This is a genomic window from Streptomyces sp. JLBJ103 (assembly GCF_058215575.1).
This window is the reverse complement of record NZ_CM177089.1, coordinates 2,198,900-2,225,193: the sequence shown is the minus strand read 5'-3', so window position 1 is coordinate 2,225,193 and position 26,294 is coordinate 2,198,900. Positions and strand designations below refer to the sequence as shown.

The 26,294-nt window shown below is 70.1% G+C and carries 27 protein-coding genes and 5 tRNA genes; 18 read left to right on the top strand and 14 right to left on the bottom strand.

Annotated elements, in window-relative coordinates:
* The first annotated feature begins 20 nt into the window (after nucleotides 1-20).
* Complete coding sequence (locus AC4BEG_RS09525) at nucleotides 21-263, top strand: acyl-CoA carboxylase subunit epsilon (RefSeq protein WP_490705451.1); 243 nt, start codon at nucleotides 21-23, stop codon at nucleotides 261-263.
* A gap of 130 nt (nucleotides 264-393) precedes the next feature.
* On the opposite strand, the gene AC4BEG_RS09520 is transcribed toward AC4BEG_RS09525, so the two are convergent.
* The 8 genes from AC4BEG_RS09520 to AC4BEG_RS09485 all read right to left on the bottom strand — a co-directional run bounded on the left by AC4BEG_RS09520 (nucleotide 394) and on the right by AC4BEG_RS09485 (nucleotide 10,875).
* Complete coding sequence (locus AC4BEG_RS09520; RefSeq protein ID WP_490707036.1) at nucleotides 394-921, bottom strand: GTP-binding protein; 528 nt, start codon at nucleotides 919-921, stop codon at nucleotides 394-396.
* Nucleotides 922-952: 31 nt separating this feature from the next.
* A complete protein-coding gene (locus tag AC4BEG_RS09515) occupies nucleotides 953-1,624 on the bottom strand; it encodes a DUF742 domain-containing protein (RefSeq protein ID WP_490705450.1) in 672 nt (223 codons plus the stop codon).
* Between the two features lie 83 nt (nucleotides 1,625-1,707).
* Complete coding sequence (locus AC4BEG_RS09510; protein ID WP_009714795.1) at nucleotides 1,708-2,121, bottom strand: roadblock/LC7 domain-containing protein; 414 nt, start codon at nucleotides 2,119-2,121, stop codon at nucleotides 1,708-1,710.
* A 10-nt stretch (nucleotides 2,122-2,131) separates the two neighbouring features.
* Nucleotides 2,132-5,152: a sensor histidine kinase gene (locus AC4BEG_RS09505; RefSeq protein WP_490705449.1), complete on the bottom strand. Its 3,021-nt coding sequence runs from the start codon at nucleotides 5,150-5,152 to the stop codon at nucleotides 2,132-2,134.
* Between the two features lie 336 nt (nucleotides 5,153-5,488).
* On the bottom strand, nucleotides 5,489-6,073 hold the full coding sequence (locus AC4BEG_RS09500) for a GTP-binding protein (RefSeq protein WP_490705448.1): 585 nt from the start codon (nucleotides 6,071-6,073) through the stop codon (nucleotides 5,489-5,491).
* Complete coding sequence (locus AC4BEG_RS09495; RefSeq protein WP_176180452.1) at nucleotides 6,054-6,464, bottom strand: DUF742 domain-containing protein; 411 nt, start codon at nucleotides 6,462-6,464, stop codon at nucleotides 6,054-6,056. Before AC4BEG_RS09495 ends, AC4BEG_RS09500 begins: the two co-directional genes overlap by 20 nt.
* A gap of 106 nt (nucleotides 6,465-6,570) precedes the next feature.
* Nucleotides 6,571-6,984, bottom strand: coding sequence for a roadblock/LC7 domain-containing protein (locus AC4BEG_RS09490; RefSeq protein WP_009714795.1), 414 nt, complete (start codon nucleotides 6,982-6,984; stop codon nucleotides 6,571-6,573).
* 9 nt (nucleotides 6,985-6,993) lie between these two features.
* Complete coding sequence (locus tag AC4BEG_RS09485; RefSeq protein ID WP_490705447.1) at nucleotides 6,994-10,875, bottom strand: sensor histidine kinase; 3,882 nt, start codon at nucleotides 10,873-10,875, stop codon at nucleotides 6,994-6,996.
* 588 nt (nucleotides 10,876-11,463) lie between these two features.
* Here AC4BEG_RS09485 and AC4BEG_RS09480 point away from each other — a divergent pair.
* The 8 genes from AC4BEG_RS09480 (at nucleotide 11,464) to AC4BEG_RS09445 (ending at nucleotide 14,733) form a co-directional block, all read left to right on the top strand.
* On the top strand, nucleotides 11,464-11,643 hold the full coding sequence (locus AC4BEG_RS09480) for a hypothetical protein (protein ID WP_490707035.1): 180 nt from the start codon (nucleotides 11,464-11,466) through the stop codon (nucleotides 11,641-11,643).
* A 171-nt stretch (nucleotides 11,644-11,814) separates the two neighbouring features.
* On the top strand, nucleotides 11,815-12,606 hold the full coding sequence (locus AC4BEG_RS09475; RefSeq protein WP_490705446.1) for a fumarylacetoacetate hydrolase family protein: 792 nt from the start codon (nucleotides 11,815-11,817) through the stop codon (nucleotides 12,604-12,606).
* Nucleotides 12,599-14,086: a glutamate--tRNA ligase gene (gltX, locus tag AC4BEG_RS09470; protein ID WP_490705445.1), complete on the top strand. Its 1,488-nt coding sequence runs from the start codon at nucleotides 12,599-12,601 to the stop codon at nucleotides 14,084-14,086. The genes AC4BEG_RS09475 and gltX overlap by 8 nt, the downstream gene beginning before the upstream one ends.
* A gap of 164 nt (nucleotides 14,087-14,250) precedes the next feature.
* Nucleotides 14,251-14,322 (top strand) — tRNA-Gln (locus AC4BEG_RS09465).
* A gap of 53 nt (nucleotides 14,323-14,375) precedes the next feature.
* Nucleotides 14,376-14,448, top strand: a tRNA-Glu gene (locus tag AC4BEG_RS09460).
* A 30-nt stretch (nucleotides 14,449-14,478) separates the two neighbouring features.
* A tRNA-Glu gene (locus AC4BEG_RS09455) sits at nucleotides 14,479-14,551 on the top strand.
* Between the two features lie 13 nt (nucleotides 14,552-14,564).
* Nucleotides 14,565-14,636: transfer RNA gene (locus AC4BEG_RS09450), tRNA-Gln, on the top strand.
* Between the two features lie 24 nt (nucleotides 14,637-14,660).
* Nucleotides 14,661-14,733: transfer RNA gene (locus AC4BEG_RS09445), tRNA-Glu, on the top strand.
* 66 nt (nucleotides 14,734-14,799) lie between these two features.
* Here the strand turns inward: AC4BEG_RS09445 and AC4BEG_RS09440 are convergent.
* Nucleotides 14,800-15,438 (bottom strand): MerR family transcriptional regulator, encoded by a 639-nt coding sequence (locus tag AC4BEG_RS09440; RefSeq protein WP_490705444.1) that lies wholly within the window; start codon nucleotides 15,436-15,438, stop codon nucleotides 14,800-14,802.
* Nucleotides 15,439-15,533: 95 nt separating this feature from the next.
* Between AC4BEG_RS09440 and AC4BEG_RS09435 the strand changes: the two genes are divergently transcribed.
* Nucleotides 15,534-16,025, top strand: a complete 492-nt coding sequence (locus AC4BEG_RS09435; RefSeq protein WP_490705443.1) for a DUF4188 domain-containing protein — start codon at nucleotides 15,534-15,536, stop codon at nucleotides 16,023-16,025.
* 123 nt (nucleotides 16,026-16,148) lie between these two features.
* Here AC4BEG_RS09435 and ndgR read toward each other — a convergent pair whose 3' ends face one another.
* Nucleotides 16,149-16,865, bottom strand: a complete 717-nt coding sequence (gene ndgR / locus AC4BEG_RS09430; RefSeq protein WP_490705442.1) for an IclR family transcriptional regulator NdgR — start codon at nucleotides 16,863-16,865, stop codon at nucleotides 16,149-16,151.
* A gap of 143 nt (nucleotides 16,866-17,008) precedes the next feature.
* On the opposite strand from ndgR, the gene leuC reads away from it, so the two are divergent.
* The 4 genes from leuC to AC4BEG_RS09410 all read left to right on the top strand — a co-directional run bounded on the left by leuC (nucleotide 17,009) and on the right by AC4BEG_RS09410 (nucleotide 20,107).
* Nucleotides 17,009-18,439: a 3-isopropylmalate dehydratase large subunit gene (gene leuC / locus AC4BEG_RS09425; protein WP_490705441.1), complete on the top strand. Its 1,431-nt coding sequence runs from the start codon at nucleotides 17,009-17,011 to the stop codon at nucleotides 18,437-18,439.
* Nucleotides 18,440-18,445: 6 nt separating this feature from the next.
* The gene (leuD, locus tag AC4BEG_RS09420; RefSeq protein WP_490705440.1) at nucleotides 18,446-19,039 is read left to right on the top strand and encodes a 3-isopropylmalate dehydratase small subunit; all 594 of its coding nucleotides are present in this window, start codon (nucleotides 18,446-18,448) and stop codon (nucleotides 19,037-19,039) included.
* 124 nt (nucleotides 19,040-19,163) lie between these two features.
* Nucleotides 19,164-19,409, top strand: coding sequence for an SCO5555 family protein (locus AC4BEG_RS09415; protein ID WP_176180444.1), 246 nt, complete (start codon nucleotides 19,164-19,166; stop codon nucleotides 19,407-19,409).
* A 125-nt stretch (nucleotides 19,410-19,534) separates the two neighbouring features.
* Nucleotides 19,535-20,107, top strand: a complete 573-nt coding sequence (locus tag AC4BEG_RS09410) for an HU family DNA-binding protein (RefSeq protein WP_490705439.1) — start codon at nucleotides 19,535-19,537, stop codon at nucleotides 20,105-20,107.
* A gap of 78 nt (nucleotides 20,108-20,185) precedes the next feature.
* Here AC4BEG_RS09410 and AC4BEG_RS09405 read toward each other — a convergent pair whose 3' ends face one another.
* Entirely contained in the window at nucleotides 20,186-20,389 is a 204-nt protein-coding gene (locus AC4BEG_RS09405; protein ID WP_490705438.1) for a hypothetical protein, read from the bottom strand.
* A 10-nt stretch (nucleotides 20,390-20,399) separates the two neighbouring features.
* Complete coding sequence (gene cofC / locus AC4BEG_RS09400; RefSeq protein ID WP_490705437.1) at nucleotides 20,400-21,104, bottom strand: 2-phospho-L-lactate guanylyltransferase; 705 nt, start codon at nucleotides 21,102-21,104, stop codon at nucleotides 20,400-20,402.
* Nucleotides 21,105-21,275: 171 nt separating this feature from the next.
* Here cofC and AC4BEG_RS09395 point away from each other — a divergent pair, with 171 nt between their 5' ends.
* Genes AC4BEG_RS09395 through AC4BEG_RS09385 form a run of 3 tightly spaced genes read left to right on the top strand, consistent with a single transcriptional unit; the run spans nucleotide 21,276 to nucleotide 24,260 of the window.
* Nucleotides 21,276-22,037 carry a lysophospholipid acyltransferase family protein gene (locus AC4BEG_RS09395; protein ID WP_490705436.1) on the top strand — a complete coding sequence of 254 codons (762 nt, stop codon included), beginning with the start codon at nucleotides 21,276-21,278 and terminating at the stop codon, nucleotides 22,035-22,037.
* On the top strand, nucleotides 22,034-23,053 hold the full coding sequence (locus tag AC4BEG_RS09390) for an NAD(P)H-dependent glycerol-3-phosphate dehydrogenase (protein WP_490705435.1): 1,020 nt from the start codon (nucleotides 22,034-22,036) through the stop codon (nucleotides 23,051-23,053). Before AC4BEG_RS09395 ends, AC4BEG_RS09390 begins: the two co-directional genes overlap by 4 nt.
* Before the next feature lie 34 nt (nucleotides 23,054-23,087).
* Nucleotides 23,088-24,260: a D-alanine--D-alanine ligase family protein gene (locus tag AC4BEG_RS09385; protein ID WP_490705434.1), complete on the top strand. Its 1,173-nt coding sequence runs from the start codon at nucleotides 23,088-23,090 to the stop codon at nucleotides 24,258-24,260.
* Between the two features lie 170 nt (nucleotides 24,261-24,430).
* Here AC4BEG_RS09385 and AC4BEG_RS09380 read toward each other — a convergent pair whose 3' ends face one another.
* Together AC4BEG_RS09380 and AC4BEG_RS09375 are read right to left on the bottom strand one after the other, a co-directional pair.
* Nucleotides 24,431-24,853 carry a DUF3515 domain-containing protein gene (locus AC4BEG_RS09380; protein ID WP_490705433.1) on the bottom strand — a complete coding sequence of 141 codons (423 nt, stop codon included), beginning with the start codon at nucleotides 24,851-24,853 and terminating at the stop codon, nucleotides 24,431-24,433.
* Nucleotides 24,854-24,947: 94 nt separating this feature from the next.
* Nucleotides 24,948-25,181: an Lrp/AsnC family transcriptional regulator gene (locus AC4BEG_RS09375; RefSeq protein WP_014055158.1), complete on the bottom strand. Its 234-nt coding sequence runs from the start codon at nucleotides 25,179-25,181 to the stop codon at nucleotides 24,948-24,950.
* 137 nt (nucleotides 25,182-25,318) lie between these two features.
* Between AC4BEG_RS09375 and AC4BEG_RS09370 the strand changes: the two genes are divergently transcribed.
* Nucleotides 25,319-26,287 carry a thiamine-phosphate kinase gene (locus AC4BEG_RS09370; protein WP_490705432.1) on the top strand — a complete coding sequence of 323 codons (969 nt, stop codon included), beginning with the start codon at nucleotides 25,319-25,321 and terminating at the stop codon, nucleotides 26,285-26,287.
* The last annotated feature ends 7 nt before the right edge of the window (nucleotides 26,288-26,294 follow it).

The window sequence follows — 26,294 nt, the reverse complement described above, 5'->3', positions numbered from 1 at the left end:
AACAGAGGGAGAAGCCCACCATGAGTACGTCCGAGGACTCCGCCGATACCGCCGCGGCGGCGGCCACGCTCGTCCGCGTCGAGAAGGGCCACGCGGACGCCGAGGAACTGGCCGCGGTCACCGCGGTCCTCCTCGCCCGCGCCGCCGCCACCGCCGGCCACCACCGCGCCGACGCCTCGGCCCGCCCGCGCCGCAGCGCCGCGCGCTGGCGCCGCCTGGAGCGCCAGTCGGCCTTCCGCGCCCCGCACAGCTGGCAGGGCTGAGCCGGTAAAGCCGCCGCGCCGCCGCCGGGCGACCGCACATCGTCCGAAGCGGCAGCGGCGGCCCAAGCGATGAGAAACCCCCTGCTCTCCTCGGAGAGCAGGGGGTTTCCGCTGTACGGAACCGCCGAGCCTAGCGCAGCCGGGCCATCAGCGCGTGCTCGACCAGGGTGATGAGCGCGCTCTTGGCCTCGCTGCGATGGCGGGCGTCGGTGATGATGATCGGCGCGTCGGGGCCGATCTGGAGCGCTTCGCGCACCTCCTCGGGGCTGTACGGCTGGTGGCCGTCGAAGCCGTTGAGGGCGATGACGAAGGGCAGGCCGGAGTTCTCGAAGTAGTCCACGGCCGGGAAGCAGTCCGCCAGGCGGCGGGTGTCCACCAGCACCACGGCGCCGATGGCACCGCGGACCAGGTCGTCCCACATGAACCAGAAGCGGTCCTGACCCGGGGTACCGAACAGGTACAGGATCAGGTCCTGGTCGAGTGTGATCCGGCCGAAGTCCATCGCCACCGTGGTGGTGGTCTTGTCCGGGGCGTGGGTGAGATCGTCGATCCCCGCCGAGGCGGAGGTCATCACGGCTTCGGTGCGCAGCGGGTTGATCTCCGAGACCGCGCCGACAAACGTGGTCTTGCCCACGCCGAAGCCGCCCGCCACCACGATTTTCGCGGAGGTGGTGGAGCGGGCTGCACCGCTAGAGCTTGCGAAGTCTACTGAGCACCCTTTCGAGCAGTGTCACGTCAGGCTGTCCGCCGGCGGACTCGTCGCCGCCGGGCTGGTGAATGGCGACGAGCCCGGCCTCTGCCAGGTCGGCGACAAGGATCCGGGCGACGCCCAGGGGGATGGTGAGAAGTGCGGAGATCTCGGCAATCGACTTGATCTCGCGGCACAGTCGGCAGATCCGCTGGTGCTCGGGCAGTTGGCCCTGGAGCTGGGCGGGTTCGGCCGTGGAGTGCACCAGCGCCTCGATGGCGAGCTGGTAGCGGGGCCGGGTCCGGCCCCCGGTCATGGCGTACGGCCGCACCAGCGGGTTGTGGGTGCCACCGGTGGGGGAGGGCGCCGGGGCGGGTCGCGCGGGCGGCTGTACGGGCTGGATACGCGGGGCGGGCGGCGGTTCGTAGCGTGGCCGCTCCTGCGGTCCGGGCGGACCGTAGGAGGGCGGATACGACTGCCCCTGGCCCTGCTGCGGCTGCCGCTGCGGGGGCGGCTGCTGCGGGGGGTGCTGCTGGTGCCCGTCATCGGGCTCCTGGGAGTGGGCCTGGCTGCTGGGCGCGGAGGGGAAGTTGAAGCGCTTCAGCGGGGCTTCTCCGCGCGGCTCGGACGGCTGTCCGGAGCCGTACCGGTATCCGCTAGGGGGCGTTGCCACGTTTCCTCCTCCAACTCGCCAAGTCTTGCCGTGCGCGCCACCGCACCCTATGGCGCGGTGGCGCGGAACGCACTCCATGTTTGCTAGTTGAGAAGACTGCCTTGCAGTTCGGCGCGGAGGTCCGGGGTGAGGACGTTGCCCGCGCGGTCGACCAGCAGGGCCATCTCGTAGCCGACGAGGCCGATGTCGCACTCGGGGTGGGCGAGGACCGCCAGGGACGATCCGTCGGAGATGGACATGATGAAGAGGAAGCCTCGTTCCATTTCGACGACGGTCTGGTTGACCGCGCCGCCTTCGAAGATGCGGGAGGCTCCGGCGGTGAGCGAGGTCAGGCCGGAGGCGACCGCCGCCAGTTGATCGGCTCGGTCACGGGGGAAGCCTTCGGACATCGCCAGAAGGAGTCCGTCGGCGGAGACCACCACGGTGTGGGACACCCCGGGGGTGTTGTCCACGAAGTTGGTGATCAACCAGTTCAGGTTCTGCGCCGCCTGGCTCATCGGGCTCACACTAACGCTCCTGATCGTAGGTGCTGCCGGGGCCGTAGCCCTGTTGGTCATGCTGGTCACGCGTGGGGATCCCGGATCCCGCGGTCCGGCCCCGTTCGACGCCGCGCCGCAGGTTGCTCAGCCTGCCGCGGACGTCCTCCGGGGCGCGGGAGACCTGGGGGCCGCCCTGTCCGGACTGCTCGGCGGCGCCCTCGACCAGATTGGCCTTGGGTATCCGCCGGGGCAGACCGGAGGACGTGACTCCGCCGGCCTTCGGCTCGCGGAGCTGCTCGGCCCGGTGCCAGCGCTGGTCGTTCTCCGACTGCCACTGGCCCTGGCCGGTGTCCTCCTGCTGAGGGGCATGGTGAGGCCGCTCCGGCGCCGCGGGCGCCGCCGGCTCCCCGGCCACTCCCTGTGCCCCTGGGTCCTCGGACGGCTGCCACTGCTTGCCACGACGCGGAAGTCCGGCGTCGGTCAACGTGCGGCTGTCGCTCGGGGAGGGGCCCGGACGGTGGAACTCTACGCGGTCCCCGGAGACTTCGGGAGCGCTGGGTCCTGATTCCGTTTGGGTCCCGAACTGCGATGCGTAGGGCATCTCGAATGATCCGGAATCGCCCCACTCACCCTGCTGGGAAGGTGAGTTGTAGCCCACGTAGGGGTGCTGTCCGGTCTCCGACTGTGATGGGTACTGCGATTCCGGTTGCGAGTAGGTCGGCGCCTCGTAGGACGGCTGGGCCGACTCCGCGGGGGCCGGGTCGGGCTGCGGCTCCCGCTCCTGCGTCGTGGCCTGCATCCCGCTGTACTGGCCCTGGAACGGGTCCTGGGTGTACGGGGAGTCGTCGAAGCCCAGCTCGGCGGCGGTCCGCTGGGGGGCGGCCGTCTGGCCCTCGTACGCGGGCTGCTGCTCGGGAACGATCCGGGAGACCGTGAAGTCGTCCGGGGGCAGCTCCTCGCCGCCACCGCCGTGGGTGATCGGCTCGGGCAGCATCACCAGCGAGGTGGTCCCCGTCTGCTCACCGGAGGGGCGCAGCTGGACGCGGATGCCGTGCCGGTCCGCGAGGCGGCCGACCACGAACAGGCCCATGCGCTGGGAGACCGCCGCGTCCACCGTCGGCGGGTTGGCCAGCTTGTGGTTGATGTCGGCGAAGTCCTCGGGGGTGAGCCCGATGCCCTTGTCGTGGATCTCCACCACGACCCGGCCGTCGGGCAGCCGTGTCGCGGTGACCCGCACCTTGGTGTGCGGGGAGGAGAAGGTGGTGGCGTTCTCCAGCAGCTCGGCCAGGAGGTGCACCAGGTCGGTCACGGCGGTGCCGTGGATCTCGCTCTCGGAGATCCCCGCGAGCTCGATCCGCTCGTAGGATTCCACTTCCGAGGAGGCGGCGCGCAGGACGTCGATCAGCGGCACCGGCTGGTTCCACCGCCGGCCCGGCTCCTCGCCCGCGAGAATCAGCAGGTTCTCGCCGTTGCGCCGCATACGGGTCGCCAGGTGGTCCAGCCGGAACAGGTGCTCCAGCTGGTCCGGATCGGCCTCCCGGCTCTCCAGTTCGGAGATCAGGGTGAGCTGCCGTTCGATGAGGCCCTGGTTGCGACTGGAAAGGTTCGTAAAGATTGCGTTGACGTTGCCCCGCAGCATCGCCTGCTCGGCCGCGAGCCGGATCGCCTCGCGGTGCACCTGGTCGAAGGCGCGGGCCACCTCGCCCATCTCGTCCTGGCTGTTGAGCGGGATCGGGGCGACGCGGGTGTCCACCCGTCCCGGGTCGTTCCGGGAGAGCTGGTCGACCAGCATGGGCAGCCGCTGCTCGGCCACGTCGAAGGCGGCGTTGCGCAGCTGCTGCATGCTGCGGCTCATCGAACGGGCCATCCGGCCGGCCACGATGAACGCGGCGAGTAGCGCCAGCACCACGATCGCGGAGTTCACGATCGCATCGCGCTTTGCATCCGAAGAGATTTGCGCTGCCTCGTTCACGGCCTTGTCGACCAGGCTCTGCTCCAGCTGCCGGTAGGCGTCGAACTTGGCCGTGGAGGCGTTGAACCAGACGTCCGGGGTGATGCCCTGGCGCTTCAGGTCCTGTGGCGAGGCACCACTGCCGATGGCAGTGACCATGCGCTTCATGGAGGGCGGCGCGGTGAACTTCTGGCCCGCCGACTCGGCCTTCCGCTTCGCCTCGGCGAGCTGTGCCTTGGCACGCTTATCGGCCGCGGCCATGGTGTCCTCGAGCTGCGAGACGTCCTCAGGCATACCGGAGGAGTTGAACTCCCCGATGGCGATGGCCTCCAGGTAGGCGTAGGAGCCGAAGGAGGTGAGCTGGATCTTGCGCTGGGCCGCGGAGGGACCGGGCTTGACCAGCAGATGGATGCCGATGGAGCGCTCGAGCGACTCGGCGCCCTTGGCCAGCGTGACCGCGTAGACCGTGCGGCCGTAGGAGGTGATGTTGCCGGTGCCCAGACCCAGCTCGTTGGTGAACTCGTTCAGCGAGTGCTGGATGGCGACATAGCCCTCTTCGGTCTTCACCCCGTCGAGACGGTTGGTGTAGGCATTGCTGCGCAGCGCCGTGAGCTGCGGTTCGGCGGAACGGAATGCCGCGAGGCGCCGCTTGAGGCTCGCCGTTCGCGGCATGTCCTTGACGGCCTCGTCGAATTCCTGCTTCGCCTGGTCGGTGGCGGACCGTGCCTTGCGCACCACATCGGCGTTGGTGCCGGTGAGCAGCGGACCGGCGCTGCGGTCGCGCTCGTCGATCAGCGCGTGGCTGTAGGTCGCCGCGGCGCGGACGACCTGCGCGGTGCGCTCGGCGTCCTGCGCCTCACCCCAGGTCCTGACCGACGCCGCGACCTGGAATCCACCGAAGACCAGGGCGACCAGCACCGGAATCAGCAGAATTGCGTAGAGCCGCGTGCGTACCCGCCAGTTCCGCGGGGAGAACCGGCCACCATTGTCGGCGGGCGGTCCGGGTGCATCGGCGGGCGACGCCGCTGTGCGCGTACGCGCCGGCGGGGTGAAATTCCCTCGCGCCTCGTGCGCGGGATCCGGCTTGCTTCGCCTCACTCGACCAACAACCTCTCGGCGTCGGCACCTGATGTTGTGCCGTTCCAGCTGAGCCCTTACTGCTCAGTTCAGCGAATTCCAGCACGCCGCGCAGGTGCTTTCCAAACACTGCGCAAAACGGTCAGCCCGTTGTCTGGACCAGAGATAAAACGGGCGTTACGGGTGAGGTGTGTCAAATACCGAACCAATCAAGTGCGCAACGGAGCGGGGTGAACGCACTCCGTGCCGGATCCGGATGTTTTTCTCTGTCGAAACGTTATGAACGGAGAGCGGGCCGTGTCGTCCGACACAGCCCGCTCCGACGTTGCGTTCCGGACAACTGCCGGAGCCCGGCTCCTACTTGAGTCGGGCCATCAGCGCGTGCTCGACCAGGGTGATGAGCGCGCTCTTGGCCTCGCTGCGGTGGCGGGCGTCGGTGGTGATGATGGGGGTGTCCGGGCCGATCTGGAGCGCTTCGCGCACCTCTTCGGGGTTGTACGGCTGGTGGCCGTCGAAGCCGTTGAGGGCGATGACGAAGGGCAGGCCGGAGTTCTCGAAGTAGTCCACGGCCGGGAAGCAGTCCGCCAGGCGGCGGGTGTCCACCAGCACCACGGCGCCGATGGCACCGCGGACCAGGTCGTCCCACATGAACCAGAAGCGGTCCTGACCCGGGGTACCGAACAGATACAGGATCAGATCGTCATCGAGCGTGATACGCCCGAAGTCCATCGCCACGGTGGTCGTGGTCTTGTCCTGCACATGGCTCAGGTCGTCGATCCCCGCCGACGCCGACGTCATCACCGCTTCGGTGCGCAGCGGGTTGATCTCCGAAACCGCGCCGACGAACGTGGTTTTGCCCACGCCGAAACCGCCCGCCACCACGATCTTCGCCGAGGTGGTCGCGCGGGCGGGCGGAGCGCCGCTAGAGCTTGCGAAGTCCACTGAGCACCCTTTCGAGCAGTGTCACATCCGGGGTACCGCCCGCTTCCGAACCGCCACCGGGCTGGTGGATCGCCACCATGCCGGCCTCCGCCAGGTCGGCCACCAGGATCCGCGCCACCCCGAGCGGTATGTTCAGCAGCGCCGAGACCTCCGCGACCGACTTGACCTCCTGGCACAGATGGCAGATGCGCTGGTGCTCCGGGAGCAGCCCCGCCAGATGCGCTGGGTCGGCCGTGGTGCTGACCAGCGCCTCGATGGCGAGCTGGTACCGCGGCCGGGTCCGGCCTCCGGTCATGGCGTAGGGGCGCACCAATGGCTGGTCGCCTTCACCCCCGTACGGCGAATGGTGGTGGCCGCCGTACGGGCCGGGCGAGGCAGGGGGCGGGGTCATTGAGTCCTCCGGTCGGACAACAAAGTGACGGTTCATGCCGTCGGTCGGTGCCGGTGGGGGCCGCCCGGACGGGCCGGGCGGGGGCGGGCGGCGGATGGTCGGTGGGTCAGTTCAACAGGCTGCCTTGTAGTTCGGCGCGGAGGTCCGGGGTGAGGACGTTGCCCGCGCGGTCGACCAGCAGGGCCATCTCGTAGCCGACGAGGCCGATGTCGCACTCGGGGTGGGCGAGGACCGCCAGGGACGATCCGTCGGAGATGGACATGATGAAGAGGAAGCCTCGTTCCATTTCGACGACGGTCTGGTTGACCGCGCCGCCTTCGAAGATGCGGGAGGCTCCGGCGGTGAGCGAGGTCAGGCCGGAGGCGACCGCCGCCAGTTGATCGGCTCGGTCACGGGGGAAGCCTTCGGACATCGCCAGAAGGAGTCCGTCGGCGGAGACCACCACGGTGTGGGACACCCCGGGGGTGTTGTCCACGAAATTGGTGATCAACCAGTTCAGATTCTGCGCCGCCTGGCTCATCGGGCTCAACTAACGCTCCTGCTGGTAAGTCGGGCCTACGCCGCGATCGTGATTGCCGTCGAAGTCGGTTCCGGCCTGACGGCCCTGCTGGATCCCCCGGCGGAGGTTGGTCAGCCTCCCGCGTACATCATCGGGCGCGCGAGACACCTGCGGCCCGCTCTGGGTGGGCTGGGGCGACTGCGCGGCGCCCTCCACGAGATTCGCGCGGGGCACCCGTCGCGGCAACCCGGACGATGTGACACCGCCCGCCGCGGGCTCACGGATCTGCTCGGCACGGCGCCAGCGCTCGTCGTTGGCCGACGTACGCCAGGAACCGGTGCCGTTCAGACCACCGGGACCGGCGGCGTTGGCGCCGTTGGTGCCATGGTGTCCGGCGAACTCGCCGGTGCCCCGGGACGCCGACTGCGGCTCGCGGCGCGGGGCGGGGGGAACGGTCGGAGCGGCGGGCTGCCCGGTTACGGGCGGCTCCGGCATGGTGGGCTCGGCCGACCGCGCGGGGCGGCTCGGCTGAGCGGGCTCCGACGGCTCCGACGGGAGCGGGGTGTGCCCACCGGAGGTGTCGGCGGGCCCGGCCTGCTCGCGGAACCAGTTCGACTCGATGGTGTCGAAGATCGGCGTACGGCCGTCGCCGGGACCGGCGGGCGGCAGCGACTCCTCCTGCCTGGCGTTGCCGCGCCCGTCCTGGGGGAGCGGGAACGCGCCGGTGTCGCCGGGCCCGGCGGCGCCCATCTCCGGACGGGCGAACTCCCCGGTGTCGCCGGGGCCCTGGCCGAGGTCGGGGCGGGCGTACTCGCCCGTGCTCCCGGGACCCTGAGCCGGCTCGGGACGGGCGTACTCGCCGGTGCTGCCCGGACCCTGGCCGAGCTCCGGGCGCGCGAACTGACCGGTGTCGCCGGGGTCCTGGCTGAAGTCGGGGCGCGCGAACTGGGCGGTGTCGCCGGGGCCGCGGCCCGCGTCCTGCGGTCCGCGGGCACCCGCGGTGTCCGGACGGCCCGGCATCGCGAATTCGCCGGTGTCGCCCGGGCCGCGGCGCGGCTCGAACATATCGGGGCCGTCGCCCTGGTCGGGCCGCGCGAACTCACCGGTCTCACCGGCACCGCGGTTGGCGAACGGATCACGCCGCTCCGACGGAGCGCCGCCGAGCTCCGGACGGGCGAACTGGCCGGTGGAGTCGGCCTCTTCATGGCCACGCGGGGCGTCGCCCGCGTCAGGGGACGTGGTCGGCCAGTCGTCGTCGCCCGCCGCCGCGCGGCGTGCGCCCCAGCTGGTGCCCGGCTGGGTGGGAGCGGGCAGCTCCGGTGCGCGGTCGCGCGAGGGGAGCTGCGGACGGGCGCCCTGGTCGCCGGAGTCGGCGCGGGCCGGGGCACCGGTCGGCGGGGCCACGGTCGGGCCGTCACCGCGCTGTGGAAGCGGCGGGCGGCCGGAGCGGCCACCGGGGCCGCCCGGACCGCCGGGGCCCGCGGGGGCGTTGCCCCGGGGGCCGGGAGGCCGTCCGCTGTCGAAGAGGCTGCCGCCGGACGGGGCACTGCCCTGCGGACCCGTCCCGGCGCCGACCGGCCGGGTCGGCAGTCCGCTGCCGGTGGTGCCGGTGCCGGTGCCGGTGCCGGGCAGCGCGGCGCGCGAGCCGGAACCGGGCACCTGGCGCCGTGAGGGGGCGGCGCCCAGCAGACCCGCCGAGCTGTTGCCCGCTCCGCCGGAACCCGGCGCGCCCGCACCGGCCTTGCCGCCGCCGGGGGCCTGGGCGCCCTGCTTGCGGCCGCCCTGGGCGACGTCGACGGGCAGCATGACCAGCGCCGTCGTACCGCCCGAGTCGGACGGCCGGAGCTGGATGCGGATGCCGTGCCGCAGGGACAGCCGGCCGACCACGAACAGACCCATGCGCCGGGAGACCGACACATCGACCGTGGGCGGGCTGGCCAGCCGCTCGTTGATCGCCGCCAGGTCCTCGGGCGAGAGTCCGATACCGGTGTCGTGGATCTCGACCAGCACCCGCCCGTCGGGCAGGGCGTGACCGGTCACCTTGACCTTGGTCTGCGGCGAGGAGAACGACGTGGCGTTCTCCAGCAGCTCGGCGAGCAGGTGGACGAGGTCGTTGACGACCCGGCCCGTGACCTCGGTCGCCGGGACCGAGCTGAGCTCGATGCGCTCGTACTGCTCCACCTCGGAGGCCGCGGCGCGGAGCACGTCCACCAGCGGAACCGGCCGGGTCCACCGGCGGCCCGGCTCCTCACCGGCGAGGACCAGCAGGTTCTCACCGTTACGGCGCATACGGGTGGCCAGGTGGTCCAGCTTGAACAGCGAGGACAGCTGGTCCGGATCGGCCTCGCGGCTCTCCAGCTCGGAGATGAGCGAGAGCTGACGCTGGATGAGGCCCTGGCTGCGGCGCGAGAGGTTGGTGAACATCGCGTTGACGTTGCCCCGCAGCAGCGCCTGCTCGGCCGCGAGACGGACCGCCTCGCGGTGCACGTCGTCGAAGGCCGTGGCCACCTTGCCGATCTCGTCCCGGCTGTGCACACCGACGGACTCCACGGAGGTGTCCACGTCCTGAGGGTCGGACTCGGAGAGCTGCTTGACCAGTTCGGGCAGCCGCTTCTGGGCGACGTCCTGCGCGGTGTCCTGGAGGCGGCGCAGCGAGCGGACCATGGAGCGGGCGACGACGAAGGCGCCGACGAGCGAGACGCCGAGGACGAGCAGGATCAGCGCACCGTTGAAGATCGCTTCCTGCTGGGCGTCCTGACGGAGCTCACGAGCCTTCTGCTGCATCTCGCTGAGCAGCGTCTCCTCGATCTTGCCCATCTCTTCGATCTTGATGCTGTCCTGGTCGTACCAGTCAAGATCGGTGCGCTTCTCGGCCGTCAGGCCGTCCGGGTCGCGGACCGCGCGGTCCGCGTACATGGTCGCCGCCTTGATGTCCGGGCGGCTGTCCAGCGGTTCGAGGAGGTCCTCGGAGTTGCCCTGGCGGATCTGCTTGAAGCGGCCCAGGGCCTCGTTCTCCCGGTCCACCGCGGTCTTGGCGAAGCGGCGGTCGTTGGCCGAGAACTCGGCGCCGTCCGGGTCGGCGAGTGCGGCGCTGATCAGCGCGCGCTGGATGGACGCGTACTCCTTCGCGGAGGAGAAGGTGGCCAGCGCGCGGGTGTTGTTGATCATCGCGCGGTTGCTGGTCGCCTGCGCCATGTCCTGGGAGAGCGACAGCAGCGAGTTGATCAGCTCGTTGTAGTTCTGGACCGTCAGCGAGTAGTACTGGTTGTTGTCGTACGCCTTGTCGCGGATCTCATTGATCTTGCCGAGCTGACGGCTGATGTCGACGAGCGTGGACTGCACACCGGCCATCGACTGGTCACCGGGGTCGATGTCGTCGGTGGCGGTACGGAACGCCGAGATGGCGCGGTCGGTGTCCTCACGGGTGGAGACGACGCGGTCGTCCTTGGCGTTGCCCTTGCCCGCCAGCGGCCCCGCCGACTTGTCGCGCTCCTCCTGGAGGGCGCTCGCCAACTGGGTGGCCTGCTGCGTCATCTCGGTGAGCAGCTTCATCTGGTCCAGCTGCTCGATGTTGTCGAGTGAGTCCTGGATCCGCAGGGCGCCCAGGGTGGTCGCGGCGACCACCGGAAGCGCGAGCAGGGAGACCAGCCTGGTGCTGATGCGCCAGTTGCGCAGGGCCATGCGGTTGCCGGGCCCACTGGGGACCTTGGGCTTGGGCTGTTCGGCGGCCTCGCCGCCGCCGGGCCTGCCGGTCGCCTGCGCGCTCTGCGCCCCGGGCTCGGAGCCCTGGTCGGCCGGCAGCCTGCCGGTGCTCTGGGCGCGCTGAGGCGAGGAGCCGCGGTCGGTTGCACCGCGCGGCTCCGGGTCCGCCGAAGCTTCCCCTCGGCCCTGGCGGGCCGGGGGAGCCCCCATACCATCCCTCTTGAAACGTCCCTGCACTAGCGTCGCAACCTCTGGACCAGGCGCTTCACCGGGCCACGATGAAGCGGTGTCGAGTCGTGGGGGACCGCGATCCCCCCTGTCGATCGTGAATGACCGGCGCGCTTCCTTTCGTGTCGACAAGAGGAACCCCCGCCGCTCGGAGCCTCTCTGCGCCCCCGTGCGCGCCGGCCGATTCCCGCGGCGGTCCCGGGAATTCCAGCACAGTGCCGGATGCCGCAACAAGGGCAGGGGATGAGGCTGTGATGCGCGTGACGCTACGTGCGGGCATTATTACCGGACGTAGAAAGTCATGTCGGCAATAACGGACGTTTGTGAACGAGTCGATCGCGCGTATCGGGTGTCCGGCTAGCAACGATCAAGAGCGGAACGTCAGCTTCGGAGTGGCAATGTCCGTTTAGGGTGATTGAATCAACTGTCGCCAATGCGGCATTTGCCCGCTGATTCGTGAGCAAAATCACATGCTGGCCGCGACTTTTTCTGCGAATTCGTGGGCAAGGCCGCCTCTAGCCTGACGCTTTACACAGCCGGTCGAAACGACAACAGCGAGGCATGACCCCAGTGAAGACGACGATGATGTTCCGCACCATAGCCAACCCGCGGCGCACCAACCTGGCGCATCTGAAGGACGCCGAGGAGCTGCGGATCGCGACCGAGGAGCAGCCGGAGCACTCCGTCGATCTGCCGGTCCAGACCGCCAACCCCCGGCGCACCGTGCTGACCGAGGCCCCGGCCCACTGACACCGGACCCACTGACACCCGGCCCACTGACACCCGCCCCGGGACCGCCCGGCCGGGCGGCCGTGGCGGACGCCACCGCCCCCGGCCGGCGACGCGGCGGCGCGCGGGACGCGGAGCGATAGCCTGGAGCGTCAGTCTCCAGCGAGTCCAGTTAAGAGGCAGCAGCTTCCCGTGCGCATCGCCAGGTTCTCCATCGACGGCAACGTCGCCTTCGGAGTGGTCGAGGGTGAGCCGTCCGGCCAGGACGGCCCGGTCGTCGACATCATCAAGGGCCATCCCTTCGCCGACTTCGAGCGCTCGGGACAGAAGATCCCGCTGAGCAAGGTCCGGCTGCTGCCGCCCGTGCTGCCGAACAAGGTCGTCGCGATCGGCCGCAACTACCGTGAGCACGCCGCCGAACTGGGCAACGAGGTCCCGGACGTCCCGGTCACCTTCTTCAAGCCGTCCACCTCGGTGACCGGCCCCGGTGACCCGGTCGTCTACCCCTCCTTCTCCTCCGAGGTGCACCACGAGGCCGAGCTGGCCGTCGTCATCGGCCGGATGTGCCGGGAGGTGCCGCGGGAGCGCGTCAAGGACGTCATCCTCGGCTACACCTGCGCCAACGACATCACCGCGCGTGATGTGCAGCGCCGTGAGGGGCAGTGGGCGCGGGCCAAGGGCTTCGACACCTCCTGCCCGCTGGGCCCCTGGGTGGAGACCGATATCGACCTGACGCGTGCCGGGGATCTCGGCATCATGTGCACGGTCAACGGTGAACAGCGTCAGCTCGGCCGTACGAGCGAGATGGTGCGCCCGATCGAGGATCTGATCGTGCACATCACCGAGGCCATGACACTGCTCCCGGGCGACGTGGTGCTCACCGGCACCCCGGCGGGCGTCGGCCCGCTCTCCGTCGGCGACGAGGTCGCCGTCACCATCGAAGGCATCGGCACTCTCACCAACAAGGTGATCAAGCGTGGCTAGCGCAAGCTCCCCCGCCCCCGTGCGGGTTCGTTTCTGTCCCTCGCCGACCGGCAACCCCCATGTCGGCCTGGTCCGCACCGCTCTGTTCAACTGGGCGTTCGCCCGCCACCACGGCGGCACCCTGGTCTTCCGCATCGAGGACACCGACGCGGCCCGCGACTCCGAGGAGTCGTACGAGCAGCTGCTGGACTCGATGCGCTGGCTGGGCTTCGACTGGGACGAGGGCCCCGAAGTCGGCGGTCCGCACGCGCCCTACCGCCAGTCGCAGCGGATGGACATCTACGCGGATGTCGCGGACAAGCTGCTGGAGGCCGGGCACGCCTACCGCTGCTACTGCACCGCGGAGGAGCTGGAGGAGCGCCGTGAGGCGGCGCGCAAGGCCGGGCGTCCCTCCGGTTACGACGGCCAGTGCCGTGACCTGACCGCCGAGCGCATCGCCGGGTACGAGGCCGAGGGACGTTCCTCGATCGTCCGCTTCCGGATGCCCGACGAGCCGATCACCTTCACCGACCTGGTCCGCGGTGAGCTGACCTTCACGCCGGAGAACGTGACGGACTACGGCATCGTGCGGGCCAACGGCGCTCCGCTCTACACGCTCGTCAACCCGGTGGACGACGCGCTGATGGAGATCACCCATGTGCTGCGCGGCGAGGACCTGCTGTCCTCCACCCCGCGCCAGATCGCGCTGTACCGCGCGCTCGCCGAGATCGGGGTGGGCGGCGGTCTGGTGCCCGCCTTCGGCCACCTGCCGTACGTGATGGGCGAGGGCAACAAGAAGCTCTCCAAGCGCGACCCGCAGGCATCGCTGAACCTCTACCGGGAGCGCGGCTTCCTGCCCGAGGGGCTGCTCAACTACCTGTCCCTGCTGGGCTGGTCCCTCTCGGCCGACCAGGACGTCTTCTCGATCGAGGAGATGGTCGCGGCGTTCGACCTCGACAGTGTGAACGCCAACCCGGCCCGCTTCGACCTGAAGAAGGCGGAGGCGATCAACGCCGATCACATCCGGATGCTGGATGTGAAGGCGTTCATCGAGGCATGCGGTCCCTGGCTCCAGGCGCCGCACGCGCCCTGGGCCCCCGAGCGGTTCGACGCCGCGGCCTTCGAGGAGCTGGCGCCGCTGGCCCAGACCCGGCTGACGGTGCTGTCCGACATCACCGCCAATGTCGACTTCCTCTTCCTGGACGAGCCGGTGGCGGACGAGGCGTCCTGGGCGAAGGCGATGAAGCCGGGTGCGGACGCCCTGCTCACCACCGCGCGGGCCAAGCTGGCCGAGGCGGAGTGGGCGGCCGAGCCGCTCAAGGAAGCGGTCCTCGCGGCCGGTGAGCAGCACGGGCTCAAGCTGGGCAAGGCCCAGGCCCCGGTGCGGGTAGCGGTCACCGGCCGTACGGTCGGTCTGCCGCTGTTCGAATCGCTGGAGGTCCTGGGGCGCGAGCGCACGCTCGCCCGGATCGACGCGGCGCTGGCGAAGCTGGCGGCGTGAGTCGACGGGGCGCCGGGTGCCCGGCACGCGGCGCCCCCGCACGGCGAATCCGTTTTGGTGGCCCGTCCACCATCGGGTAATGTTCTTCCTGCGCCGGACGGGCGGGCCGAGAGGCCGACCGGAGGCGCAAGCCAAACAAAACCCCTACGGGGGTGGAGTTTTGGTGGGGTATGGTGTAATTGGCAGCACGAGTGATTCTGGTTCACTTAGTCTAGGTTCGAGTCCTGGTACCCCAGCAAGAGATCTTCTCGGAATTCTCCGGTGGATCTCTTGATCAAAGCAGGACCAAGCCCCCGTTGTGTAGCGGCCTAGCACGCTGCCCTCTCAAGGCAGTAGCGCCGGTTCGAATCCGGTCGGGGGTACGGATCCTTCGGAAACGAAGGATTGCTGGGGCCCCCGTTGTGTAGCGGCCTAGCACGCCGCCCTCTCAAGGCGGTAGCGCCGGTTCGAATCCGGTCGGGGGTACTGGTCTATACCATGGGCTATGGTGTAATTGGCAGCACGAGTGATTCTGGTTCATTTAGTCTAGGTTCGAGTCCTGGTAGCCCAGCGCAGTACAGCTTGTGCTGATCAGGCCCCCGTTGTGTAGCGGCCTAGCACGCCGCCCTCTCAAGGCGGTAGCGCCGGTTCGAATCCGGTCGGGGGTACAAGAGTCAAGACCCTCCGCAATGCGCGGAGGGTCTTTTCCTTTCCCGGCCCCGGGGCACGTCTCCTCAGGTGTCGAAGCGGCGGTGGGACTCCTCGGTCTGCGCCAGCCGCCGCAGGCTCAGCAGTACCGGCTCGTAGAGCACGGTCAGCGCGACGACCGCCTCGATCCGCTCCTGCGGTGTGTAGGTCTCCACCAGATCCAGGTCGGCGACGGCCAGTTCGGCCGAGAGTCCGGCATGCAACTGCAAGTGGCCGGTCCCATGCGGATATCCGAGGCGGTCCAGGGTCGCGATGGCCGACACCAGCATCCGGTACGCGGGGGAGGTGGCGCCCAGCTCCTGGCAGTACGTCCACTCCAGCCGCTCCAGCAGGGTGTCCACCTGCTCCCGGGCGCGTGCCGTCCCGGGGTCGTCCTCGTCGGGCTCGGAGCCGTGCGGCAGCGCCCAGACCGCGGCTCCCATCCGGGTGTTCTCGCTGAGCGACTCGTCCTCGGCGGCGTCCAGCACCTCGCGGGCGGTGGCCACCGGCATCCGGCCGACCTGGATCAGCGCCCGGACCAGCCGCAGTCTGCGCAGGTGCTCCTCGCCGTACTCGGCCGTGGTGGCGGTGATCCGCTCGCCCTGCGGCAGCAGCCCCTCGCGCAGGTAGTACTTGATCGTCGCGGTGGACACCCCGCTGCGCTCGCTGAGCTCCGCCAGTCGCATACCTGTTGCACCTTCCCTTGGAGAGTGGCACTATCTAAGGGTTGGATAGCGCCGCTATCCAATTCTATCGCGGCGCGAGGAAACGAGGGATCACCATGGGTGCCGAGCTGCTTGCGGGACGTATGACAGCCGAGGCCGAGGGGGACGTGACCGTCTTCCTGATCGGGATGCGCGTCAACCGCTTCCGGGCGCTGCGCAGCTGGCTGCCGGTGTTCAGGGCGATGCCGCGGATGCTGCGCGAGCTGTCCCGGGACAAGGGCAGCGGGATGCTGGGCTACCAGCTGTTGTTCGGCCCGCCGCGGCTGCTCTACGTGGTCCAGTACTGGTCGTCGCACGAGAAGCTGCTGGAGTACTCCGTCGCCCAGGACAAGCAGCATCGCCCCGCCTGGGCGGCGTTCAACCGCCGGATCCGGGAGGGCAGGGGCAAGGTCGGCTTCTGGCACGAGACCTATGTGGTCCCGGCCGGTGCCTATGAGTCGGTGTACATCAACATGCCGGAATTCGGCCTGGGGCAGGCCACCGGGGTGGCTCCGGTCGGCCGCCGCGGGGACCGCGCGGCCGACCGGCTGTCACTGAAGAGCGCCTGAGGCCCGTCGACACCTTCCCGTTTCCGGGCGCATACGGCTTTGCCGCGTGGGGCGCCGAGCACGGTCGACCGTCGACAGGGGCTTCGGCGCCCCGGAGGCGGACCGAGCCCTCGACGGAGGCGGTCAGTTGCCCCGGCGCAGGGCGTCGGTGAGCCGGCCGGCGGCGTCGATGACGGCCTGGGCGTGCATCCGGCCCGGGTGCCGGGTCAGCCGCTCGATCGGCCCAGAGACCGAGACGGCGGCGACCACGCGGTTGGAGGGTCCGCGCACCGGCGCGGAGACCGATGCGACGCCCGGCTCCCGCTCGCCGATCGACTGCGCCCAGCCCCGCCGCCGTACGCCCGACAGGGCCGTGGCCGTGAAGCGGGCCCCCTGGAGCCCGCGGTGCAGCCGCTCCGGCTCCTCCCAGGCCATCAGCACCTGGGCGGCCGAGCCGGCCTTCATGGGTAGTGTGGAGCCGACCGGCACGGTGTCCCGCAGTCCGGACAGCCGCTCCGCTGCCGCCACACAGATCCGCATATCGCCCTGGCGCCGGTAGAGCTGGGCGCTCTCGCCCGTCACATCCCGTAGGTGGGTGAGCACCGGCCCGGCCGTCGCGAGCAGCCGGTCCTCGCCCGCCGCCGCGGCCAGCTCGGCCAGGCGCGGACCGAGGATGAAACGGCCCTGCATATCGCGCGCCACCATCCGGTGGTGCTCGAGTGCCACCGCCAGCCGGTGTGCCGTGGGGCGCGCGAGGCCCGTCGCCCCGACCAGCCCGGCGAGGGTGGCCGGACCGGACTCCAGAGCGCTCAGAACCAGAGCCGCCTTGTCGAGAACGCCGACGCCACTAGAGTTGTCCATGCAACGATACTCGCGTCTCACACTGTGAAACGCAAGTTCAATTTTCCGGAAGACCCGCCACTCTGGAATGGCGGGCCCGCGGACCAGGGCACGCACCCGCTACGAGGCAGGGCCGCGCAGCGACGCCGGCCGGAGGGAAAGCGATGGGACGGACACTCGCGGAGAAGGTCTGGGACGACCATGTCGTCCGGCACGCCGATGGCGAGCCCGACCTCCTCTTCATCGATCTGCATCTGCTGCACGAGGTGACCAGCCCGCAGGCGTTCGACGGCCTGCGCAAGGCCGGACGCCGGGTCCGTCGCACCGACCTCACCATCGCCACCGAGGATCACAACACCCCGACCCTCGACATCGACAAGCCGATCGCCGACCCGGTCTCTCGCGCCCAGTTGGAGACGCTGCGCAAGAACTGCGCGGAGTTCGGCGTACGGCTGCATCCGCTCGGCGATGTCGAGCAGGGCGTTGTCCACGTAGTGGGACCGCAGCTGGGACTGACCCAGCCCGGCACTACTGTGGTCTGCGGTGACAGTCACACCTCCACCCACGGCGCGTTCGGCGCGCTCGCGTTCGGCATCGGCACCAGCCAGGTCGAGCATGTACTGGCCACCCAGACGCTGCCGCTGGCGCCGTTCAAGACCATGGCGATCACCGTCGAGGGCGAACTGCCCGAGGGTGTCACCGCCAAGGACCTGATCCTGGCGATCATCGCCAGGATCGGCACCGGCGGCGGTCAGGGCTATGTGATCGAATACCGCGGCTCCGCCATCGAGAAGCTCTCGATGGAGGCCCGGATGACCGTGTGCAACATGTCCATCGAGGCGGGCGCCCGCGCGGGCATGATCGCGCCGGACGAGACCACGTTCCGCTATCTGGAGGGCCGTCCGCACGCCCCCCAGGACGCCGACTGGGACGCGGCCGTCGCGTACTGGCGCACCCTGCGCACTGACGACGACGCCGTCTTCGACCGCGAGGTCGTCATCGACGCTTCCGCACTGGCCCCGTTCGTCACCTGGGGCACCAACCCCGGCCAGGGCGCGCCCCTGTCGGCCTCGGTACCCGACCCCGCCTCCTTCGAGGACGCGAGCGAGAAGCTGGCCGCCGAGAAGGCTTTGGAGTACATGGGTCTGACGGCCGGTCAGCCATTGCGCGACATCGCGGTCGACACCGTTTTCGTCGGCTCCTGCACCAACGGCCGCATCGAGGACCTGCGCTCCGCCGCCTCGGTTCTCCAGGGCCGTTCGGTCGCCGACGGGGTGCGGATGCTGGTGGTCCCCGGCTCGGTGCGGGTCGCGCTCCAGGCCGTCGAGGAGGGGCTGGACAAGGTGTTCACCGCGGCCGGTGCCGAGTGGCGCCACGCGGGCTGCTCGATGTGTCTGGGCATGAACCCCGACCAGCTCGCGCCCGGCGAGCGGTCGGCGTCCACCTCCAACCGCAACTTCGAGGGCAGGCAGGGCAAGGGCGGCCGTACGCATCTGGTCTCGCCGCAGGTGGCTGCCGCCACCGCGGTGCTGGGCCACCTGGCCTCGCCCGCCGATCTGTCCGACGTCGACGCAACCGTTCCCGTGGGGGCCTGAGCAGTCATGGAAGCATTCACCACGCACACCGGCCGGGCCGTCCCGCTGCGCCGCAGCAATGTCGACACCGACCAGATCATTCCCGCGCACTGGCTCAAGAAGGTCACCCGCGACGGCTTCGAGGACGGGCTGTTCGAGGCATGGCGCAAGGACTCGGAGTTCGTGCTCAACCGCCCCGAGTACAAGGGCGGGACCGTCCTGGTGGCCGGTCCGGACTTCGGTACCGGCTCCTCGCGTGAGCATGCGGTGTGGGCGTTGCAGAACTACGGCTTCAAGGCCGTCGTCTCGTCCCGCTTCGCCGACATCTTCCGCGGCAACTCCCTCAAGAACGGCCTGCTGACCGTGGTGCTGCCGCAGGAGACCGTGGACCGGCTGTGGCAGCTGGTGGAGTCCGACCCGGCAGTGGAGGTCACGGTGGACCTCGTCGACCGCCAGGTGCGTGCCGAGGGCATCACGGCTGATTTTGAGCTTGACGAGAACGCTCGCTGGCGACTGCTGGAGGGGCTGGACGACATCAGTCTCACCCTCAGGGAGGAGGCCGACATCGCCGAGTACGAGGCACGTCGTCCTTCTTTCAAGCCCCGTACGGTGGACGCCTGACCCCCCGGTTCTCCCTGTACAGAGCAGGTTTGGCATGATGCGCCGCCAGTCCTCGGACTGGCGGCGCATCGTCATGTTGAGGCCCCATGAAGCGACAACTCGCCTCAGATGGCACAATCAGTGCATGGAACGCGACGGCCAACTCGAGCTCTACGGTCTTGTCGCCGCCCGGCTCAAGGAAGCGCACACAAGGGTGCGCACACTGCAAGTCCCGGAGGGCGTACGGATGGCGCTGTCCCGGAAGCTGCTGGTCATCACGTCAGCGGCGAAACACGATCTCGCAGACGCGGCAAGGCGTCTGGAGCGGTTGATGAACGACCTCGACGAGGGGCGTTTCCCCGAAGATCCCGACTCCGACGGAAGTCCGTGACGATCGAGTGCGTTGCGGCACAAGGGTGATTAGCCCGTTTCGTGTTTGATTTGCGGTATATATCTGCCTAACGTGCGAAAAAGCCTGAACAGATTCGTTCTGGCAATGTCTCCGAAGGGGAAGACGTGAACAAGGCGCAGCTCGTAGAAGCGATTGCAGACAAGGTCGGCGGACGGCAGCAGGCCGCCGACGCAGTCGACGCGGTCCTGGACGCCATCGTCCGCGCGGTCGTCGGCGGGGATCGAGTTTCGGTCACTGGATTCGGCTCGTTCGAGAAGGTGGAGCGTCCTGCCCGGTACGCCCGGAACCCGCAGACCGGGGAGCGGGTCCGGGTCAAGAAGACCTCTGTGCCCCGCTTCCGCGCGGGTCAGGGCTTCAAGGACCTGGTGAGCGGCTCGAAGAAGCTTCCGCGCGGTGGCGAGGTCGCCGTGAAGAAGGCTCCCAAGGGCAGCCTCCAGGTCGCCGCGAAGAAGGCCGCGGCCAAGAAGGCGGCGAAGAAGACCACCGCGAAGAAGGCCGTGGCCAAGAAGGCTCCGGCGAAGAAGGCCGTGGCCAAGAAGGCGGCGGCGAAGAAGACCACGGCCAAGAAGGCGGCGGCCAAGAAGACCACGGCCAAGAAGGCCACGGCGAAGAAGGCCCCCGCGCGCAAGACCGCAGCGCGCAAGACCGCCAAGAAGACGACCGCCAGGAAGCGCTAGTCAGCGGCGCACCGCCGCACCGTCACGCGCCGGGCCGGGCTCCCTCGGGGAGCCCGGCCCGCGGCGTTCCCAGAGCGTTCAGAACGTTTGCAGGGTCACGAGGACCACGCGGCGGTCCTCGCCCTCGCCCGCCACCTCGATCCGCACCCGCTGCCCCGGGCGCAGCATCCGCAGCCCCCCGGCGTCGAAGGCCGCCGCGTCGAAGGGCACCGGAGTGCCGTCGTCGAGCAGCACACTTCCGGCGCGGGTCTCGGGGTCGTAGGTGTACGCGGTTCCCTGCATGACCGCCACCCTAGCTCTCGCCGCAGGTCCGTTCCGGCACGGGCGGCCGGCCCCCGGACGCGGGAACGGGCCCCGGTTCCGGGCCGTACGCGGCCACCGGGCCCAAGCGGCGGGCGGTGTGCGGACCCACGCCGAGGAGCAGTGCCGCGCGCAAGTCCTCGCCGGTGTCCACATCGCGCCGTACCGAGTCCACACCGGCCAGTTCGATCTCCCGCGCCCCCGACTCCCGGTGCCGGGCCCGGGAGGGCCCGCCGAAGGCCGGGGCGAGCCCGGTGCCCGGCGCCGCCGAGAGCAGGGTCGTGCCCACCCCCGCCGCATCCGCCAGAAAGGCCCGTGGCAGCCCGGAAGCGATGCCGAGTACCTCGTCGAGCTCCGCGGGCCGCAAGGCCGGGAGATCGGCGTTCAGGGCCGCTACGGCGGCTCCTGGACGTTCCTCCCGGACGGCGTGGGCGCCGTGTGCGAGCGCCGCGTTGAGCCCGCTTCCCGGCGGGTCGGGCAGGATCCGGGCCCCGAGCGCCGACAGCTCACGTCCGGCGAGCGGGTCGTCGGTGACCACGGTCACCTCCCGCACCAGCCTGGCCGCCAGCGCCGCCGCCACCGTGTCCAGTGCGAACGCCAGCGCCAGCCCCGGCCGCAGCTCATCACCGGCGGCCTCGGCGAGCCGGCTCTTGGCCCGTGCCAGGGGTTTCAGCGGCACCACCAGCGTCCACGCCACACGGGCTCCCTTTGTTCCCACGGGCCTCATTCTCACCCGCTGTCGGCCTCGTCCGGGACGTGCGGGGTTACGGTGTCCTCGACAGACCGGGTACCTGGAGCGACACTTGTGCGGCTGCCCGGACGGCAGTAAGCCAGCAGGTCAGCAGGGTCAAAGAGGAGGATGTTCCGAGTGTCCGGCCGCAGAATCGGCATCTGGTACCGCATGGCAGCGGTCTTGGTCAAACCGCCGCTGGTGGTTCTGTTCAAGCGGGACTGGCACGGAATGGAGCACATTCCCGCCGACGGTGGATTTATCACCGCGATCAACCACAACTCGTATCTCGACCCGCTCTCCTACGCGCACTTCCAATACAACACCGGACGAGTGCCGCGCTTCCTCGCCAAGGCCGCGCTCTTCAAGGGCAGCTTTGTCGGAACCTTCCTGCGCGGCACCGGCCAGATCCCGGTCTACCGCGAGTCCACCGACGCGGCCAACGCCTTCCGGGCCGCCGTGGACGCCATCAACAAGGGCGAGTGCGTGGCGTTCTACCCCGAGGGCACCCTCACCCGAGACCCGGAGATGTGGCCGATGCGGGGCAAGACCGGCGCGGCCCGCGTCGCGCTGCTCACCAAGGCGCCCGTCATTCCCGTCGCCCAGTGGGGCGCCAACGAGGCCGTCCCGCCGTACGCGAAGGAGAAGAAGGTCCGCCTCTTCCCCCGCAAGACCCTCAAGGTGCACGCCGGACCGCCGGTGGACCTGTCCGCGTACTACGGCCAGGAGCCCACCGCCGAGGTGCTGCGGGCCGCCACCGACACCATCATGGACGCCATCACCGACCTGCTCGCCGAGGTGCGCGGAGAGCCCGTGCCCGTCCGCGCGAAGGACATCCCGGCCGCCCGGCCGCACGTCGCCGACCAGCCGCGGCCCGTGGCCGAGGAGGAGAGCAAGTGACGCGCTGCGCCGTCTTCGGCACCGGCTCCTGGGGCACCGCGTTCGCGATGGTGCTCGCCGACGCCGGCTGCGAGGTGACGCTGTGGGGCCGCCGCGCGGAGCTGGTGGAGGCCATCAACACCGGCCGTACCAACCCCGACTATCTCCCCGGCACCGAACTCCCGCGCGCGGTGCGCGCCACCACCGACCCGGCCGAGGCCGCCCGGGACGCCGAGTTCACCGTCCTCGCGGTGCCCTCCCAGACGCTGCGCGACAACCTCGCCGGATGGGCGCCGCTGCTGCCCGCCGACACCGTGCTGGTCTCCCTGATGAAGGGCGTCGAACTCGGCACCGCCAAGCGGATGAGCGAGGTCATCGAGGAAGTCGTCGGCAAGGCGTCGCCCGGCACCGATGTGGCCGCGCGGGTGGCCGTGCTCACCGGCCCCAACCTGGCCCGGGAGATCGCCGCCCGGCAGCCCGCCGCGTCCGTCGTGGCCTGCCGCGACGAGGGTGCCGCCCGCCGCCTCCAGACCGCCTGCCACACCCCGTACTTCCGCCCCTACACCAACACCGACGTGGTCGGCTGCGAGCTGGGCGGCGCCGTGAAGAACGTGATCGCGCTGGCTGTGGGCATCGCCGACGGCATGGGCCTGGGCGACAACGCCAAGGCGTCGCTGATCACCCGCGGACTGGCCGAAACGACCCGGCTGGGTCTGGCGATGGGCGCCGACGCGCACACCTTCGCGGGCCTGGCGGGCCTGGGCGACCTCGTCGCCACCTGTTCCTCCCCACTCTCGCGCAACCACACCTTCGGCACCAACCTGGGCCGCGGGATGACGCTGGAGGAGACCATCGCGGTCACCCGGCAGACCGCGGAGGGCGTCAAGTCGTGCGAGTCCGTGCTCGATCTCGCCCGGCGCCACGACGTCGACATGCCCATCACCGAGACCGTGGTCGGCATCGTGCACGACGGCAAACAGCCGCTGGTCGCACTCAAAGAGCTGATGTCGCGCAGCGCCAAGGCCGAGCGGCACTGACGACATCGGAACCGCAAGGTAACCTCAACGCGATATGAGCAGCCAGACCCCCTCCTCACGCCCTGTCCCGGCCTCCTCCGAAGGCGAGCCGCGGAAGCCGCGCGTCGCCGTCGTCTTCGGCGGGCGCAGCTCCGAGCACGCCATCTCCGTGGTCACCGCGGGCGCCGTGCTGCGGGCGATCGACCGCGAGAAGTACGACGTGCTGCCGATCGGCATCACCTCGGACGGCCGTTGGGCCCTGACCGCCGACGAGCCCGAGCGGATGGCCATCGCCAACCGCGAGCTGCCGACCGTCGCGGGGCTCGCCGAGTCCACGGAAGGCTCGGTCGTGCTCCCCGTCGACCCGGGCAGCCGTGAGGTCGTCTACAGCGAGCCCGGCTCGGTGCCCAAGGTGCTGGGCGACGTCGACGTGGTCTTCCCCATGCTGCACGGCCCGTACGGCGAGGACGGCACCCTCCAGGGGCTGCTGGAGCTGTCCGGGGTGCCCTATGTGGGCGCGGGTGTGCTCGCCTCCGCCGTCGGCATGGACAAGGAGTACATGAAGCGGGTGTTCGTCTCCTTCGGGCTGCCGGTCGGCCCGTACGAGGTGATCCGCGCCCGTGAGTGGGAGAAGGACCCCTCCGCCGCCCGCCGCAAGATCGTGGACTTCGCCGAGGAGCACGGCTGGCCGGTCTTCGTGAAGCCCGCCCGCGCCGGTTCGTCCATCGGCATCACCAAGGTCGACGACGCCGCCGGGCTGGACGCCGCGGTCGAGGAGGCACGGGCCCACGACCCCAAGGTCATCGTGGAGGCGCTGCTGCGCGGCCGCGAGATCGAATGCGGAGTGCTGGAGTTCGAGGACGGCCCGCGCGCCAGCGTGCCCGCCGAGATCCCGCCGGTCTCCGCCCACGACTTCTACGACTTCGAGGCCAAGTACATCGACTCGGCCGACGGCGTGGTGCCCGCACCGCTCACCGAGGAGGAGACCCGGCGGGTCCAGGAGCTCGCGGTGCGGGCGTTCGAGGCGGTGTCCTGCGAGGGCCTGGTGCGCGCCGACTTCTTCCTGCTGGACAACGGCGAGTTCGTGATCAATGAGGTGAACACCATGCCCGGGTTCACCCCGATCTCGATGTACCCGCGTATGTGGCAGGAGAGCGGCATCAGCTACCCGGAGCTGGTCGACCGGCTGATCCAGGCCGCGCTGCGCCGCTCCACGGGGCTGCGCTAGCCGCCCAGGCCCTGTCCGGTGGGTCTTTGAGGAGCAGCCCGCGGCTTCTGGTGCCGTGGATCGCAAGGCGGAGGATCGCCCTCGTACTGGGCGTACTCGGGCGACTTTCGACAACGCGGCGAGGTGCGGTGCCAGGCGTCGCGGGCCCGATAAGATCCACCGGACAGGGCCTAGGCCACGCCCTCGGGCACGGTCTTCTTGACGGCGCTCGCGAGGTCGACCAGCGGGTCGACCTCGGGCGCGTACTTCTTCGGCACGGTCACCTCGACATACGCCCGGCGCAGTACGGTGGTGAAGCGGTAGCCATCGTCCCGCTTCTCGGGCAGCCACTCGACGCCGTTGACACCGGCGGAGCGGGTCGAGGCCGCCATGGCGGCCGGCCGGGGGACCCCGCAGCGCAAGCTCACTGCGGGGTCGCCCCAGACGGCGGTGAATTCCGAAGCGGGTTCGGGCTCACGCCGCTTCAGCCCGTTCACGGTGCCGGGAAGCTCCTTGTGCAGTGCCCGGCACAACGCGGCAGCCTGCTTCGTCGGCTTGGGAACCGCCAGTGCCGCGGAGTCGTCGGAATCTTCGGTGAACGAGCAGCCGGCCACCGAGAACAGAACCAAGGCCGCTGCGGCGGCCAGCGGAGCGATCTTTCGCGTGGAACTACGGTGTGCGGAACTCACCGCTCGAGCATACGGGGGGCTACAGATGGACCACGGGGCAGGTGAGGGTTCGCGTGATGCCCTCCACTTGCTGGACCTTGGCGACCACCATGCGGCCCAGTTCATCGACCGTGTCGGCCTGGGCACGCACGATCACGTCGTACGGCCCGGTGACGTCCTCGGCCTGTATCACTCCCGGCAGTTTGGCGATGACGTCGGCGACGGTCGACGCCTTGCCGACCTCGGTCTGGATCAGGATGTACGCCTGTACCACGGAACCTCCAGGGCGGCTACGAGGATCATGTGGGGAGAAGGGACGCCACGGTACCGCGTCGCCAGGCGGCACGGGGAGACCCGCGCTCGATGCGCGGCGCGGCGGGCAACGAGCCATCAGCACGAAGGGGCAATGGGATGAAGGGCACCGTGGGCGAGTTGGGGGAGTTCGGGCTCATCAGGGAGCTCACTTCACGGCTCACCACCACCCCGGCGGTGAAGCTGGGGCCCGGTGACGACGCCGCGGTTGTGGCGGCACCCGACCGGAGGGTGGTGGCGAGCACCGATGTGCTACTGGAGGGCAGCCACTTCCGCCGGGACTGGTCCACCGCCTACGACGTGGGCCGCAAGGCCGCGGCCCAGAATCTGGCCGATATCGCGGCGATGGGCGCGGTGCCCACGGCGCTGCTGCTCGGTCTGGTGGTGCCGGCCGATCTGCCGGTGACCTGGCCGACCGAGCTGATGGACGGCATCCGCGACGAATGCCAGGTGGCGGGCGCGGCGGTGGCCGGTGGCGATGTGGTGCGCGGTGACACCATCACTGTCGCGATCACCGCCCTGGGTGACCTGCGCAACCACGAGCCGGTCACCCGATCCGGTGCCCAGCCGGGCGACGTTGTCGCGGTCACCGGCTGGCTGGGCTGGTCCGCGGCCGGACATGCGGTGCTCTCGCGCGGTTTCCGCTCACCGCGCGCGTTCGTCGAGGCACACCGGCGTCCGGAGCCGCCGTACCACGCGGGCCCCGCCGCGGCCGGGCTCGGCGCCACCGCCATGACCGATGTGAGCGACGGCCTGGTCGCCGACCTCGGGCATATCGCCGAGGCCAGTGGGGTCCGGATCGATCTGCGCTCGGGGGACATCGACATCCCCTCGCAGATGTCGGACATCGGACAGGCCGTGGGCGTCGATCCGTTGCAGTGGGTGCTCAACGGGGGAGAGGACCACGCGATCGTGGCCACCTTCCCGCCGGATGTGAAACTGCCCGCCCGCTGGAAGGTGATCGGCGAGGTGCTCAACCCCTCGGCCCTGCCCCAGGTCACGGTGGACGGCGCCCCGTGGCTGCACGCGGGATGGGACCACTTCGGGGACGACGAGGGCGCCGAGTAGATTCGGC